Origin of the sequence: Flavobacterium sp. Root420 (genome assembly GCF_001427905.1) — a bacterium.
In the GTDB taxonomy this organism is placed as follows: domain Bacteria; phylum Bacteroidota; class Bacteroidia; order Flavobacteriales; family Flavobacteriaceae; genus Flavobacterium.
Genome location: NZ_LMEF01000001.1, coordinates 1 through 14,346, shown reverse-complemented (window position 1 = coordinate 14,346; position 14,346 = coordinate 1). Strand labels below are relative to the sequence as shown.

Below are 14,346 nucleotides of genomic sequence, written 5' to 3'. Positions count from 1 at the left end.
TATAGAAATTGCAAGTTTATACTGCGTATTTTGTCAGCTAAAAAAGTAAATATAACAATTTAAAGTTTCTGACAAGTTTTGGAATAAGAAAATAGTAGAAAAATTAAGTCAACAAAAAAGCCTGTTTTGTCATGAAACAGGCTTTTTTGCTGGATGAACTTCTATATTCTTAATCCTAATTTTTATTTAAGGATTTCCTTCGCCGCCACTAGAACCGTATATCTGGCCTGTGGCATAGCTAGCATCATTTGCGGCGAGTTGCACATAAATAGAAGCAAGTTCAGCGGGCTGTCCAGGTCTGCCCATTGGAGTTTGTCCTCCAAACTCTTTAAGTTTTTCCATTGTAGCACCTCCACTTACTTGCAATGGAGTCCAAATTGGTCCCGGAGCAACGCCATTAACTCTGATACCTTTTGGTGCAAGTTGTCTTGCTAATGATTTAATATAATTTGTAGTAGCGGCTTTTGTTTGCGCATAATCATATAAATCTTCTGTTGGAGCGTAAGCTTGTACAGAACTGGTTCCGATTATTGAGGCACCGGCTTTTAGATGAGGAAGTGCGGCCTTAATGATCCAGAAAGGAGCATAAATATTGGTTTTCATTGTCGCATCGAAGTCTTCTGTTGAAATGTCCAGAATTGAGGCGTGTGTTTGTTGGCGTGCCGCATTATTAACTACGATATCCAGACCACCAAGCTCTTTCGCAGCTTGCTCAACAAGTGATTTACAAAATGCCTCATTACGTAAATCTCCCGGAATCGCAACGGCTTTGCGTCCTTCGGCTTTTATTAGCTGGATTACTTCTTTTGCATCTTCTTCTTCATTAGGAAAATAATTGATGGCCACATCAGCTCCTTCTCTTGCATAGGCGATTGCTGCAGCCCTGCCCATTCCGGAATCCCCTCCCGTTATTAATGCCTTGCGACCTTTAAGGCGTCCTGCACCTTTATAACTTTTTTCACCATGATCTGGTCTTGGATCCATTTTACTAACTAAACCAGGCCAAGGTTGTGATTGTTCCTTAAATGGCGGTCTTGGATATTTTGTTGTTGGATCTTCTGATCCATTGGAAATATAAAATTCATTTGTATTTAAAGCATTCGCCATTATCGGATTAATTGATGCAGTTGCAAGTACTGCTCCCATACCTGTAATTGCTGTTCGACGGGATATTGCATTTTTAGTCTCCATAATAAAATTGATTTGAAGTTTTTTGATTTTTTAAAACTCTTAATTGTATTGATAATCAATCAAATATAAAAAATGGAAGCAGGAAGTTTTTATAGAATTATTATATATTATTACAGAAATATAACTTAGGTACAGGACTAAATAGCGTTTTGTATTGCAATTTGTAATACTTCAAAAACAATTCAAATACTCTCATCTATTTTATTTACTTTTATTAAAGGGGTTTCAAAAATGAAATCTCATGAAGCTTTACACAGTTGATTTTAATTTTTAAACTTATATTATGAAAGCAGTAGTTATTGGCGCAACAGGTTCAACAGGAAAATTTCTGGTTGATGAACTTTTGGCAGATGCAGCCTATACATCCATTACGGTTTTTGTTAGAAGAGCGATCGGGAAACAACATCCCAAACTAATAGAACATATTATCGATTTTTCTACTATTGATTCTTATAAAGATTTGGTAGTGGGTGATGTTTTTTTCTCTTGTTTGGGAACAACACTTAAAGCTGCCGGCTCAAAAGAGAATCAAACAAAAATAGACTTTGATATTCCTGAAACATTTGCAAGATTAGCAAAAGAAAATGAAGTTCCGTCTTTTGTCTTGTTATCTGCTTACGGAGCTTCTACGGAAAGCAAGGTTTTTTATTCCCAAATAAAAGGAAAACTTGAAGATAAGATTGCGGCGCTTGATTTCGAACAATATATCATTTTTAAACCCGGACTGCTTTTAAGACAAGACACAGATCGATTTGTTGAAAAAATCATGGGATCTCTCCTAAATATGTTTAATTCAATTGGTTTATTTAGGAAGTTTAAACCATTACCAACAGCTTTATTAGCAGAAAAATTAGCAAAGGCACCGAAAGTATTACCAAAAGGCAATCATATAATTTCACTCGATGAAATATTCTCTTTTGGCTAATTTTTTTTAAATGTTCCAAATTTAGTATAGTTGTTTCAAGTTATAGATTGAAACCTCTTTAGGGAAATACTTCTTTCTTATAGTTGTAACTTAGATGGTGTTATCTACTTAAAATCAATAAGATATGTCGATCCCTGAAGAGCTTTATAATGCGAAATTTGCTGAGTTTATGGAATCCATTAAAATTCTGTATCTCATTGATGTTAAATTCAAAATGATGTGCGACGATTATTGTCATAGTAAAATAAAAACAGAAAAGCTCAAGAAAAAGTTTGAAAAAAGTTTTAATCAAAAATTAAAATCAGAAAATTTATCAAAAGAACTTGAAGAAGAAATATTGTTTTATTTATTAAAGAAAGTTTAGATTTTTCATTTGTTTCAATAACGATCACCTATTAATGTTTCATTTTATAAAATGAAACAGCTTTTTTGAATGCTTGATTTATAGTTTTAAAGAAAGCGTAGCTTTTCTTCTTCAATATCCAGATAATGCATTTGCCTTCTGATTATAGATTCGTCTAAAGTTCGATCTTCCTTATTTTTATTGATCAGCCATTGCCTTTGTTCGTTTAACAGATCAAGATAAATAACTTTAAGTTCTTCTCCAATAGATTCGTCATCTACTCCATTACTGTGAAGTTCCCATTTCTGAATGAGATGCTGCAAAGGTGTATTGTTTTCAATCTCACCACTGTAATGTGTTTTTAGATAATTTATAGCGTGTTCTGCTAATTCTTTTCGCAATGTATTGTAGGCTTCTTCACGTGGTATTGGATCATAAATATCAGTAAGGTTAATTTTTCTGATAAAGTAAGGTAACGTTAATCCCTGAATTACCAAAGTGAGAAGAATAACAATAAACGTGATGAACAAAATAAGGTTTCGTTGCGGAAAACCATTTCCGTTATTCAAATAAACAGGTATTGAAAGTGCTGCTGCCAAAGAAACAACACCACGCATTCCAGTCCAGCCAAGTATAAAAGGTGTTTTTATACCAGGGTTTCTCGTGTCCGCTACAGTAATGAAATTACGGGCAATCAATGTTACTACTACAGCACCATACGAAGAAAGCATTCGGCTTACTATCAATACGATTGTAATAAGTACTCCATACCCAATGGCTGAGGGAAGACTTACGTCTTCAAGGCCTTTCGTAATTTGCGGTAAATCTAATCCTATAAGCATAAAAACGAATCCATTTAATATAAAACAGAAGCTTTCCCAAACATTTACACCACGCAAACGAGATTTGCTATTGAGAAAACGATGCCTGTTATTTGATAAAAGCAAACCTGCGCTTACTACAGCCAGAACCCCTGAACAGTGAACTTCTTCGGCAGCGAGATAAATAATATATGGTGTAAGCAGACTAAGAACAATATCTGCATTGGCGTCAGTAGGCAAATATTTATGGGCTTTCATAAAAAGCCATCCAATTAGTAATCCTATAGTTACTCCGCCAATAATCATCCAGCTAAAACTGGTAGCGGCCTTGTAAAATATAAATTGTTCTGTTGCGACGGCAACCATAGCAAATCTGAAAATGATTAAGGAAGATGCATCATTCAATAAACTTTCTCCTTCTAATATAGACGAAATTGCTTTTGGTACTTTGACAAATTTTAAAATAGCACCCGCACTGACTGCATCTGGCGGAGATATAATTCCACCCAATACAAAACCTAGTGCTAATGAAAAGCCGGGAATAAAATAATTGGCAACAAGTGCTACTGAAAGTGCCGACAGAAAAACGACAACAAAAGCAAAACTTGTAATAATTCTTCGCCAACGCCACATTTCTTTCCAGGAAACGGTCCAGGCTGCTTCATATAATAGAGGGGGAAGGAAAATAAAAAATATGAGTTCGGGCTCGATATTTATTACAGGTACACCAGGAATAAAACTAATGGCTAGTCCCGCTAATACCAATAAAATAGGATAAGCTACTTTTATTTTGTTTGCGATCATGATCAGCAATAAAATAACTAGTAATATACCGAGATAAAATGGAAAGTCGTCAAGCATTCTTTTAATTTATAAGAGGAAATTTAATGTTGTATTCAGCTACTATAGTCAGTTTTTTTTTGAAATATTTAATTATATCATTTCAGATGTTAGATCAAATTCAAATGTTATTTTGATGAATCCTATGTGATCAGAAAAAAAATCTTTAGCTAATTTAATTAATTTTAGTTGAATATGGACATACACAAATTTAGCAGGTAAATTAAAAGAAAAAATCAAAATATATTCTGGTTATCAATTGAATAAAAAGAACTATAACAATAATAAATCATATTCAAAAGGAAATTATCAAAGGAAACTAATGCATCTCATATGTATTTTGTAAATCATTACTCACTACTTTAGAAAAGCGTTCTTTACGTTTCAAATCTTTCGGGATTTTCTTAAAGTTTTCAGCAATGGGGATGTAGATGTTAAAGGTAACGCCCTTATTTAAATTGCCATCAGCAGTAATAATTCCGTTGTGGTTCTCTACAATTTTCTTTACGATGGCTAAACCAATTCCTGTTCCGGAATACTCCTCAGTGTGGTGCAGTCTTTGAAAGATAACGAAGATATTTTGATTGTACTGCTTTTCGAAACCAATTCCGTTATCCTGAAAACTAAGGTTCCAGTAATCACAAATTTGTGGACTGTTTGGCAGATTTAGTGCTCTGAACTCTTCATTTTTAAGAATGACAGATTGTATCGTAATTTGGAGTGGAACTTCAGGTATAGAGAACTTTAGTGAGTTGCTCATTAAATTGTAAATAAGCTGCCTAAATTGAAAGGTCATTATATTCACAGGTGTCAATCCATTTATTTTAAAAACAGCTTTTTTTTGATGAATAGTATCAATAAGTTCTGATTTTACATCTTCAATAATATCCTGTAAATCACTCATTTCATATTGGTGATCTATAGCACTGGCTCTTGAGAAATCCATTAAATCTTCAATGAGCTGTCTCATTCTTGTTGCCGCGACATGTATACGATTCAAATTGTTTTTTCCGTCTTCGGTCATGGTTTGCATTTCTTTGTCCATCATAATTGAAATGAAAATCTGAATTTTTCGAAGTGGTTCCTGAAGATCATGGCTCGATATAAAATTGAATGCAAGCAGTTCTTTATTTGCATTAAGCAATTCAATAGCCCTTTTTTCTTTTTCAGCATTTTGAAATTCCAATTCCTGATTGGCTATTAGTAGTGCTGCAGTCTGTATTTTTAGTTTCTGGAGCAGATCTTCTTTCTCTAATAATTCTTCAGCTTCTTTTAATGCGCGGGTTATCTTTTGCAGTAAAGAAGAAAAATTATTTTTGGAGACATAATCTGTTACACCTTCTTTTACAAGCATTACAGCATTTTCTTCTCCAATTGTGCCTGAAATTATTATAAAAGGGATATTCAGCTCCCTGTCTTTAATTATTCTAAATGCAGAAGCAGCGTCAAATGCAGGCAATGAAAAGTCGGATAAAATAATATCCGGAAAAAAGGTATCCAGTGCTTCTTCAAAAATTTTTCTTGATTCAACTATTTTGTAGCTAAAAGACAATCCGGATTTTGTCAAATGCCTGACTATTAAGTCTGCATCAGCAGTATTGTCTTCTAATAACAACACTTTTATATCTTTTTTAATTTGATATGGAATCATAGTTTTTAGATTAAATAACTATTTCTTTAAAAAATTATATAGCAGGCTGGCTAAGAATCATCCAGTACATTCCTATTTCTTTGATGGCATTGAAAAAATTATTACTGTCTACAGGTTTCACTATATAACTATTCGCACCCAGACTATAACATTTCGCTATATCAGGATCCTCTTGCGAAGAAGTCAGTATAACTACCGGAATCGATTTAAGTTTCGTATCATTTTTAACTTTTTCAAGCACCTGAATTCCAGACATCTTTGGCATTTTTAAATCCAGAAGAAGAAGTTTTGGATGTGATTTAGGATTTCTTTCTGAATAAATCCCTCTACAGTACATAAAATCCAAGGCTTCAGCTCCATCTTTTACGTGTAAAAGTTTGTTTGTAAAACCGCTTTTGGTTAAGGCACGGATAGTTAACAGAGCATCTTCCATACTGTCTTCGCAGAATAAAATTTCAATATCGTCGTAGTTCATTTTTTTATTTTTAATGTTTTGTATCTGGCAGGCTAAAGTAAAATACTGCACCTGCATCTAATTTTGATTCTGCCCACACTGTTCCGTAGTGTCGGTTTATTATTTTTTGCACTATTGCCAGACCTATGCCTGTTCCTGAAAACTCCTCCTGCGAGTGCAGGCGCTGAAAGACGCCGAATAATTTATCATAATACTCCATGTCAAAACCTGCTCCCCAATCTTTTATGCTATATATGATTTTATCATTTTTAGAAGCTGACGTTATCTTAATTCGGGTTTCTGATTTATATTTTGAATATTTGATCGCATTTGAAATTAAATTTATCCATACTTGTTTAATAAGTGATGGATCTCCATATGCAGGAGCAAGATCATCGATTTCAAAAATTGGGGTGTTTTCGTCTTTTTCAACTATCATATCGCTTATAACAGTACTTAATAGTGTTGCCATATTTATATTTACAGAAGCTACTTGTTTACGGCCTAATTTACTGAAAGCTAATAAGTCATCTATTAGTACTCCCATTTTATTGGAGTTTTTTATTATGGCTTGGAGAACATTTTTCCCATCATCGTCGATCGCATCAATATGATCCTCTATTAAAATTTGTGTATAGCCGTTAATGGCACGTATTGGCGCACGAAGATCATGCGAAACAGAATAGGAAAACGACTCCAGTTCTTCCTGAGCTTTCTTGAGTTCATTGTTTGCCAGGGTCAGTTCTTGGGTTCGTTTTTCCTGATAAGCAAGTTCCCGATTGGTAACGATTAATTCCGCTGCTCGCTTCTCTTTCTCTACTTTTCTTTTTTGTTTTAGAATATTTTCAGCAGCTAATTTCTTATTTGCAATAATCAATTCAGCTGCACGCTTTTCTTTTTCATTACTCTGAAAAGCAAGTTCTTTATTGGCTATGATTAATTCAGATGCCCGTTTTTCTTTTTGTTCGTTCTGGAACTTCAGTTCTTTATTTGCTATAACTAATTCAGCGGCACGTTTTTCCTTTTCTTTATTCTGAAAAGCAAGTTCTTTATTGGCTATGATTAATTCAGATGCCCGTTTTTCTTTTTGTTCGTTCTGGAACTTCAGTTCTTTATTTGCAATAACTAATTCAGCGGCACGTTTTTCCTTTTCTTTATTTTGAAAAGCAAGTTCTTTATTGGCTATGATTAGTTCAGATGCCCGTTTTTCTTTTTGTTCGTTCTGGAACTTCAGTTCTTTATTTGCAATAACTAATTCAGCGGCACGTTTTTCCTTTTCCTTATTCTGAAAGGCAAGTTCTTTATTGGCTATGATTAGTTCAGATGCCCGTTTTTCTTTTTGTTCGTTCTGGAACTTCAGTTCTTTATTTGCAATAACTAATTCGGCGGCACGTTTTTCCTTTTCTTTATTCTGAAAAGCAAGTTCTTTATTGGCTATAATTAATTCAGAGGCCCGTTTTTCTTTTTGTTCGTTCTGGAACTTCAGTTCTTTATTGGCTATAACTAATTCGGCGGCACGTTTTTCCTTTTCCTTATTCTGAAAGGCAAGTTCTTTATTGGCTATGATTAATTCAGATGCCCGTTTTTCTTTTTGTTCGTTCTGAAATTTTAATTCCTTATTGGCCACAACTAGTTCAGCCGCACGTTTTTCCTTTTCTTTATTCTGAAAAGCAAGTTCTTTATTGGCAATGATTAATTCAGATGCTCTTTTTTCCTTTTCTTGTGCCTGGACAGCCAACTGCAAAAATTGTGTTTTTGCAAGTGTAATATCCGTTGCGATTTTTAAGATTTTATAGGGTTTACCATTAGTGTCAAAAATGGGATTATAACTACCCAAAAGCCATATTGATTTTCCATTTTTAGCAACCCGTATGAATTCATCTTTTTGATAAATTCCTTTTTTTAAGCTGCTCCAAAACAATTGATAGGCATTTGATTTTGAATAGGAGGGATTAACAAAAATACTATGATGTTTTCCCAGTAAATCAATTTCATTGTAGCCCATAATTTCAAGAAAATTCTTATTGGCACTCAGAATATTGCCTTCAAGATCGAACTCTATTGATGCGTTTGAGGTATTAATAGCATTGATATGATTGTTTAACAGCTGCTCTTTTGCTTTTAGCTGCTCCTGTAAGTTCTGAATTTTTGCGGTCTGTTTTTCACTATTTTGAAATGTAGTCGGATTATTTATTACACCAGATTCCGCATTAAGATTTTCTTTTTGGATATTGTGAACGGCTTGTTCCTGAGAAAGGATTATTTCCTTTTTGTCATTTTTTTCTTTGAGATTCATATAATACGAATTTATATTTAGAAAAATAATGGCAGTAATTTGCTGGAAAAGCACCTATATTTTAGTAATTATTAGAACGGGAACCTTAAAATTTAAATTTAAGGAATTATGGTTTTGAACGAATATAGTTAAATTAACTGGTTAAATGCTTACTTTTTTATAGTATTATTATAATTAGAAGAACGTAAGGTTTATTGTTTTTAGCAATTTTAATGTTTTGGTTACTAAGAATCGCAAAATTTGCATTCCGTTTAATTTAAAAGAGTATCTTGCCTGCCAGTACTATAGCAAAGAATTTATGAATAAAGGCGGACCAATAATAATTATAGAAGATGATCAGGATGATCAGGAAATCCTGAGGTTGGTATTTGAGGAACTTAATTACAAGAATGAAATCATTTTTTTTGGTGATGGAGAATTGGCACTTAATTATCTAACTTCAACAGCTATTGAGCCCTTTATTATATTCTCTGATATAAATATGCCTAAATTAAATGGAATAGAGTTACGCTCAAAAATTCATGAAAATGAAGATTTGAGAATGAAGTCCATTCCTTACTTATTTTTCACTACAGGTGCCGAGCAAAAGCATGTTGTGGAAGCCTATTCAAAATCTGTACAGGGATTTTTTATAAAGCCGTACGATTTTATAGAAATGAAAGATATGATAAAAAGTATTGTCGAATATTGGCAGAAATGCGTTTCTCCCAATTATATAAGATAGATAAAAACTAAATATCTTTTTTCTTTAAAAACCGTCCCCGAGGCTCATCACCCTCATAAAGTACAATTTCGGAATGTAAAAACTGTGCTGCCGCTGCTGAATCTTTTACTTTCGTAGCACTGCGTTTCAACATTTCAGACTCAAACTCATTTAATACACTTTCTCTCAATCCGGCTTTTTTCCAATGAGATAGAGATTTGCATCCTTTTGAGATCCCTCGAGCAAGTGAGAGCGCGTCTAGCAGAGCCTGATTTGCGCCTTGTCCTTTAAATGGACTCATTGGGTGAGCTGCATCTCCAATTAGAGTTACTTGTCCACTTTTTTCTAACAATTCTGATTTTAGTAATTCCCGATCATATACAGGATAACCGGAAATCTGCGCTTCCAGGGTCGCCGCTAAAATTTGCGGAGTAGGATCGTGCCATTGCGTTCTTCGACACGCTTCTTCCTTGAGTGCCTGAGATCCTAGTGCACTAAGTACCTTGGCATCTTCTTCTGGCATTGGAAAGCTAAGTTGCCACATCACCGAATCTGCGGTATAAGGCATCATGTAAATTCGCTCATTACCGTTAGCGGTTTGAAATACAGTAGCTGAATCCAATAAGGAACGATCAACTCCTTCCAAAGCACTTAATGGACAAATACCCAAAATCACAATACAGTCTAAGTAACGCAAAGGGGTAATATCTTCACCAATTAGTAATCTGCGTACAGAGCTGCGAATACCATCGGCCCCTACAATAAGATCTGCCCTGACACTTTTAATTTCGCCATCGACCTGAAAAGTTAATTCCATCTCTTCCTGATCAGATTCTTTAAAATCAATTAATTGATGTCCCCATTGTACAAAATCAGATCCGCCCAGTTGCTCCAATAGTGCTAAACGCAAAGATTGTCGGGCTATATGTACATTTGTACGTTTTGGAGAAGTTTTTACATCAGATTCTATCCACTTTCTGATTCCCCATTCCCCAATCACTTTCCCCTCGGTAGTATGGACAATATGCCTTGTTGATATAACTCCTTCTTGTAAAGAAAAAATACCCAATCCTTCAATTGCTTTACTGGCTTGCTGAAGCGTAAGTCCATAACCCTGAGATCGGGCATCAAAGTTAGTATCACGTTCATAAAGAGTAAAAGGAATTCTGCGGTGCAAACAAGCTACAGCCAGAGCTACTCCTCCGATACCGCCACCAATAATAGCAACGTGTGGGTAATTTTCTTTATCAGCAACGGGAGGGTTGGCAGAAGGAATTAACCCTGATCCGGAACAATTCAGGCATAAGTATAAGTGAGCTTTAGGACGAACCGGAATTTTTCCTTCGCCATTCGTTTTTTCAAATAAATCGAGTTCTGTCTGGTAGCGGAGCTTCACTTTTTTGCTAAGCCTCTGACTTTTTTTGCCGCGTCCATTACATTCGGGACAAATAACCCAGCTTGTTTGTTTATGCTCCACTTTTTATTTTCTCTCTTTATTCGATTATACAATCTGTTGCTCTATGCTGAGATCATTACGCAAATTTAAGATAAAAGATTGCCAGGACAAGGCTCCTTTAGAATTTTGTAGAAAAACGCCCAATACATTCTCAGCAAAAAAAGCTGCATTAAATCACATGTTCTTTTGCAGGGATTTAAGGATGTTGAAATTTTCGACAACTTTTAAAGTAGTAAATTGATATAGAGTGATATTTTATAACTTTTAGAAATGATTATATAAGCATGAAAGTAAGTATTTAAAGTAATTTTATTGAAACTTTAAAACTTACATATTATGAACACAAATAATAAAAATCCGAAACCAAATAATCAAAAAATTGGCGCTGATAAAAGTGATACGACAAAACATCAATATAAAGAACATGATGAAGTTTTAACAAACGATGAAAATTATGATGTTGACACTCATAAATTTAAAGGTGAAGCACCTGAATTAGATGATAAGTTAAACAATGAAGAAAAAAAATAAAAAAGAAACGTCTCAAAAAAGAATTTGAGACGTTTCTTTTTTTATCTATAAGCTTGATAAGTTATTAATTATGCTAAATTGTTGTTTTTTCTAAAGACTTCAATATGACTCCCATTTACAATATTAAAAAAAAATAAAAAGTAAAAAAACAAGTATGGATTGATTTTTATAGATTTGTAAAATCTGTATATTCCCAAATTAGTTACGGAAATCAATTATAAAATCTAATGGCAATGAAACCTGTTACTTCAATATTTTTATTTTTAATGTTTGTTTGTTCAAATTCTTATTCACAACTGAGTGCAGATAAAATATTCGAAAGCTTTAAACAAGGGGAACGTACAAATTGCTCATCAATAGCTTTTATTAAAGCGTCTTTAAATGTTTATGGACTGGACAATCTTTTTTTAACTGAAAAAATAAATGACAGCCTGTTTAGAATAACACTAAAAAATAATGCGTCATTTAATTTGAGCGGTAATGAGTTAAATAAAGCTAAATTTTCTGCTGATTTTGTATTTATTAAAGACAATTGTGAGAGCGAACAAATAACTGATTATGCAGTATTGACCTATGCAGTGATGGCAAAATACAAGCAAATTATTGATAAGAAGTCAACTTTTGATAAAGCATTAGAAGATTTGGAAGAAGGGGAAGTCTATACCCCAACAATCTATAAATATTTAGGATTTAAAGAAGGCAAAGAAATACAAAAATTAAAACGAGAATCAGGGAGTGAATTTTGTGGAGTTGTTGCTTGGTCTACCGCTCATGCCGTTTTTGTTTGTGAAGAATTTATGGACTATTATGGCAACAAAAAAAGTATATGGATAAAATATCCAGGCCGTTTTAGAATAATCAAGTCGTAAAAAGCCCTGGAAAATACCTTAAACAGTTAGTAAAATACAATATAAATTGCAGCTATAGCAGGGCGGATGCACCGCAATTAAACCAATTGTTTATTTTTTTTGAAAAAAGAAAACAATAAAGTTGTAATTTAAGTTAATTTATATATTTTTGTTTTCGTCAACAACCAACCTACATTAAGATTATGAAAATGAAAATTACTTTACTATGTGCACTTTTCTTCTTGGCAACTGGCGCTATTTCAGCACAAGCTAAAAATGCTCCAAGAAGTATTATCAGTACGACAGCTCTAATCCGTAAATACCATGATCAAAAAGAATTGAGTGGTATGCAAAAAGGAGAACTTTTAGAATTATACATTGAACGTATTAAAGTTCTTGTAAAAACGTTACCTTATATCGCTTTGGTTACTAAACCAGGTGTTACAATGGCAGACTTAGGTATTCCGGACGATGGTGAGCACAAAAAAATATTAGATAACCAGGCAGTTGGTACAACAACATTTTTGGATACAACAGTAGAATTTCAGAGAAAAATGATGCCTTATTCTGATAAAGGAAATCTTATTGCTGCGATTTTATTTTACGAAAGCACTTTAAAATCATTACACGAGTTCAACGATTTGAACGAAATGTAATATCTCTATAGCATTACAAAACAAAAAAGCCTTCAAAGTCATTTGATTTTGAACTGCCCCCAAAATGTTAGACACAATTTGGGGGCATTTTTATGGAAAGAAAAGTAAAATACAGTATTGAATTTAAACTTCATTGTGTAAATGATGAACTGCCCCCAAAATGTTAGACACAATTTGGGGGCATTTTTATGGAAAGAAAAGTAAAATACAGTATTGAATTTAAACTTCATTGTGTAAATGAGGTTTTGAAGAACCACCAATCGATTTATTCGGTTGCAAAAGAGAATAATTTCGATGGATCCAACCTTAGAAAATGGATTAAATTTTATCAGCGTTATGGCCAGGAAGGTCTTTTGCCCAGAAAGAATCAAAAATACCCTTCAGATTTTAAATTAAAAGTGCTGCAAAGAATTGAAAACAAGTCTGTATCTTTGAGAGAAGCCTGCGTTGAGTTTAATATTCCCAGCGATTCTATTATAATTCAATGGCAAAAGAATTATAAGGACAGAGCAATAGCGGGCTTAGAGTGTAAACCTACAGGAAGACCTAAATCTATGACTATCAAGCGAGCCAAAAAGAAATCTGACAAACCCCTGACTAGAGAAGAAGAACTTTTATTAGAGATAGAATCATTAAAATGTGAAAATGCTCTTTTAAAAAAGTTCAATGCCTTAGTTCAAGCCGCAGAAATGAAGAATATAAAACGCAAGCCATAATAGAATTAAGGCATGAGTATGATCTTGGCACTATGCTGGGTCATATGAATATGGCACGTAGTAGTTACTATTACTACCAAAAAAAATATCATATAGAAGATAAGTACAAATACATTAAAGAACTGATCAAGCAGATTTACCATCTTCATAAAGGCAGGTTTGGTTATAGACGTATTACTTTAGAACTAAGAAATAAAGGTGTTTTAATTAATCATAAAACGGTTCTCAGATTAATGACACTCTTAGGATTAAAAAGTATTATTAGATTAAAAAAGTATAAATCATATAAAGGAGAACAAGGAAAAATAGCGCCTAATATATTAAAGCGTAATTTTAAAGCAGCAATGCCAAATGAAAAATGGGCCACAGATGTTACAGAGTTTAACGTATCGGGAAGTAAATTGTATCTTTCTCCAATAATTGATTTGTTTAATGGGGAAATTATAAGCTATGAATTATCTGAAAGACCTAATTTTAATCAAATCGTATCAATGCTTAATAAATCTTTTGAAAAAATACCAGRTCAAGTTAATTTAATCTTGCACTCAGATCAGGGATGGCAGTATCAGATGAAACAATACCAATATTTACTAAAACAAAAAGGAATTAAACAAAGTATGTCCAGAAGAGGAAATTGCCTAGACAATGCAATAATTGAAAACTTCTTCGGAATATTAAAAACTGAATTGTTTTATCTTAAAAAATATAGTTCGACTAATCAACTAAAACAGGAAATTATCGAATATATAGACTATTACAATAATGATCGAATAAAACTTAATCTAAAAGGAATGAGCCCGATACAATATCGAGCTCATTATTATCAAATTTAATTATAAATTCGTCTAAACTTTTGGGTGCAGTTCATTKTGRAGGCTTTTCTAAAAAATAAATAAACTGAACACAAATTCAAAG

14 protein-coding genes are annotated in these 14,346 nt (G+C 33.3%); 8 read left to right on the top strand and 6 right to left on the bottom strand.

What is annotated here, in order from left to right; translation table 11 throughout:
* Window positions 1–186 precede the first annotated feature (186 nt).
* The gene (locus tag ASC72_RS00070; RefSeq protein WP_241775608.1) at window positions 187–1,107 is read right to left on the bottom strand and encodes an SDR family oxidoreductase; all 921 of its coding nucleotides are present in this window, start codon (window positions 1,105–1,107) and stop codon (window positions 187–189) included.
* A 367-nt stretch (window positions 1,108–1,474) separates the two neighbouring features.
* On the opposite strand from ASC72_RS00070, the gene ASC72_RS00065 reads away from it, so the two are divergent.
* Together ASC72_RS00065 and ASC72_RS00060 are read left to right on the top strand one after the other, a co-directional pair.
* On the top strand, window positions 1,475–2,116 hold the full coding sequence (locus ASC72_RS00065; protein ID WP_056184878.1) for an NAD(P)H-binding protein: 642 nt from the start codon (window positions 1,475–1,477) through the stop codon (window positions 2,114–2,116).
* A gap of 124 nt (window positions 2,117–2,240) precedes the next feature.
* Window positions 2,241–2,480, top strand: a complete 240-nt coding sequence (locus ASC72_RS00060; RefSeq protein ID WP_056184875.1) for a hypothetical protein — start codon at window positions 2,241–2,243, stop codon at window positions 2,478–2,480.
* A gap of 86 nt (window positions 2,481–2,566) precedes the next feature.
* Here ASC72_RS00060 and ASC72_RS00055 read toward each other — a convergent pair whose 3' ends face one another.
* The 4 genes from ASC72_RS00055 to ASC72_RS24190 form a co-directional block, all read right to left on the bottom strand.
* On the bottom strand, window positions 2,567–4,141 hold the full coding sequence (locus ASC72_RS00055; RefSeq protein ID WP_056184871.1) for a Na+/H+ antiporter: 1,575 nt from the start codon (window positions 4,139–4,141) through the stop codon (window positions 2,567–2,569).
* 298 nt (window positions 4,142–4,439) lie between these two features.
* Window positions 4,440–5,771: an ATP-binding protein gene (locus ASC72_RS00050; protein WP_056184868.1), complete on the bottom strand. Its 1,332-nt coding sequence runs from the start codon at window positions 5,769–5,771 to the stop codon at window positions 4,440–4,442.
* 34 nt (window positions 5,772–5,805) lie between these two features.
* Window positions 5,806–6,246, bottom strand: a complete 441-nt coding sequence (locus ASC72_RS00045) for a response regulator (protein WP_056184864.1) — start codon at window positions 6,244–6,246, stop codon at window positions 5,806–5,808.
* Window positions 6,247–6,256: 10 nt separating this feature from the next.
* Window positions 6,257–8,521: a PAS domain-containing sensor histidine kinase gene (locus ASC72_RS24190; RefSeq protein WP_082564205.1), complete on the bottom strand. Its 2,265-nt coding sequence runs from the start codon at window positions 8,519–8,521 to the stop codon at window positions 6,257–6,259.
* Window positions 8,522–8,819: 298 nt separating this feature from the next.
* Here ASC72_RS24190 and ASC72_RS00035 point away from each other — a divergent pair, with 298 nt between their 5' ends.
* Window positions 8,820–9,245, top strand: a complete 426-nt coding sequence (locus ASC72_RS00035; protein ID WP_056184861.1) for a response regulator — start codon at window positions 8,820–8,822, stop codon at window positions 9,243–9,245.
* Window positions 9,246–9,252: 7 nt separating this feature from the next.
* Here the strand turns inward: ASC72_RS00035 and ASC72_RS00030 are convergent, their stop codons facing one another.
* Window positions 9,253–10,701 (bottom strand): FAD-dependent monooxygenase, encoded by a 1,449-nt coding sequence (locus ASC72_RS00030; protein WP_056184859.1) that lies wholly within the window; start codon window positions 10,699–10,701, stop codon window positions 9,253–9,255.
* Window positions 10,702–11,016: 315 nt separating this feature from the next.
* Here ASC72_RS00030 and ASC72_RS00025 point away from each other — a divergent pair, with 315 nt between their 5' ends.
* The 5 genes from ASC72_RS00025 (at window position 11,017) to ASC72_RS00005 (ending at window position 14,264) form a co-directional block, all read left to right on the top strand.
* A complete protein-coding gene (locus tag ASC72_RS00025; protein WP_056184856.1) occupies window positions 11,017–11,211 on the top strand; it encodes a hypothetical protein in 195 nt (64 codons plus the stop codon).
* A 233-nt stretch (window positions 11,212–11,444) separates the two neighbouring features.
* Window positions 11,445–12,080, top strand: coding sequence for a hypothetical protein (locus tag ASC72_RS00020; RefSeq protein WP_056186792.1), 636 nt, complete (start codon window positions 11,445–11,447; stop codon window positions 12,078–12,080).
* Window positions 12,081–12,262: 182 nt separating this feature from the next.
* Window positions 12,263–12,715 (top strand): hypothetical protein, encoded by a 453-nt coding sequence (locus ASC72_RS00015; protein ID WP_056184853.1) that lies wholly within the window; start codon window positions 12,263–12,265, stop codon window positions 12,713–12,715.
* Window positions 12,716–12,903: 188 nt separating this feature from the next.
* Window positions 12,904–13,431, top strand: coding sequence for a transposase (locus tag ASC72_RS00010; RefSeq protein ID WP_056184851.1), 528 nt, complete (start codon window positions 12,904–12,906; stop codon window positions 13,429–13,431).
* The gene (locus ASC72_RS00005) at window positions 13,428–14,264 is read left to right on the top strand and encodes an IS3 family transposase (protein WP_371258421.1); all 837 of its coding nucleotides are present in this window, start codon (window positions 13,428–13,430) and stop codon (window positions 14,262–14,264) included. The genes ASC72_RS00010 and ASC72_RS00005 overlap by 4 nt, the downstream gene beginning before the upstream one ends.
* Window positions 14,265–14,346: the final 82 nt, after the last annotated feature.

What these genes read in the sequence shown, in the direction of transcription:
- ASC72_RS00070 (WP_241775608.1), bottom strand. Translation starts at nt 1,107, where the DNA reads ATGGCGAATGCTTTAAATACAAATGAATTTTATATTTCCAATGGATCA.
- ASC72_RS00065 (WP_056184878.1), top strand. Translation starts at nt 1,475, where the DNA reads ATGAAAGCAGTAGTTATTGGCGCAACAGGTTCAACAGGAAAATTTCTG.
- ASC72_RS00060 (WP_056184875.1), top strand. Translation starts at nt 2,241, where the DNA reads ATGTCGATCCCTGAAGAGCTTTATAATGCGAAATTTGCTGAGTTTATG.
- ASC72_RS00055 (WP_056184871.1), bottom strand. Translation starts at nt 4,141, where the DNA reads ATGCTTGACGACTTTCCATTTTATCTCGGTATATTACTAGTTATTTTA.
- ASC72_RS00050 (WP_056184868.1), bottom strand. Translation starts at nt 5,771, where the DNA reads ATGATTCCATATCAAATTAAAAAAGATATAAAAGTGTTGTTATTAGAA.
- ASC72_RS00045 (WP_056184864.1), bottom strand. Translation starts at nt 6,246, where the DNA reads ATGAACTACGACGATATTGAAATTTTATTCTGCGAAGACAGTATGGAA.
- ASC72_RS24190 (WP_082564205.1), bottom strand. Translation starts at nt 8,521, where the DNA reads ATGAATCTCAAAGAAAAAAATGACAAAAAGGAAATAATCCTTTCTCAG.
- ASC72_RS00035 (WP_056184861.1), top strand. Translation starts at nt 8,820, where the DNA reads ATGAATAAAGGCGGACCAATAATAATTATAGAAGATGATCAGGATGAT.
- ASC72_RS00025 (WP_056184856.1), top strand. Translation starts at nt 11,017, where the DNA reads ATGAACACAAATAATAAAAATCCGAAACCAAATAATCAAAAAATTGGC.
- ASC72_RS00020 (WP_056186792.1), top strand. Translation starts at nt 11,445, where the DNA reads ATGAAACCTGTTACTTCAATATTTTTATTTTTAATGTTTGTTTGTTCA.
- ASC72_RS00015 (WP_056184853.1), top strand. Translation starts at nt 12,263, where the DNA reads ATGAAAATGAAAATTACTTTACTATGTGCACTTTTCTTCTTGGCAACT.
- ASC72_RS00010 (WP_056184851.1), top strand. Translation starts at nt 12,904, where the DNA reads ATGGAAAGAAAAGTAAAATACAGTATTGAATTTAAACTTCATTGTGTA.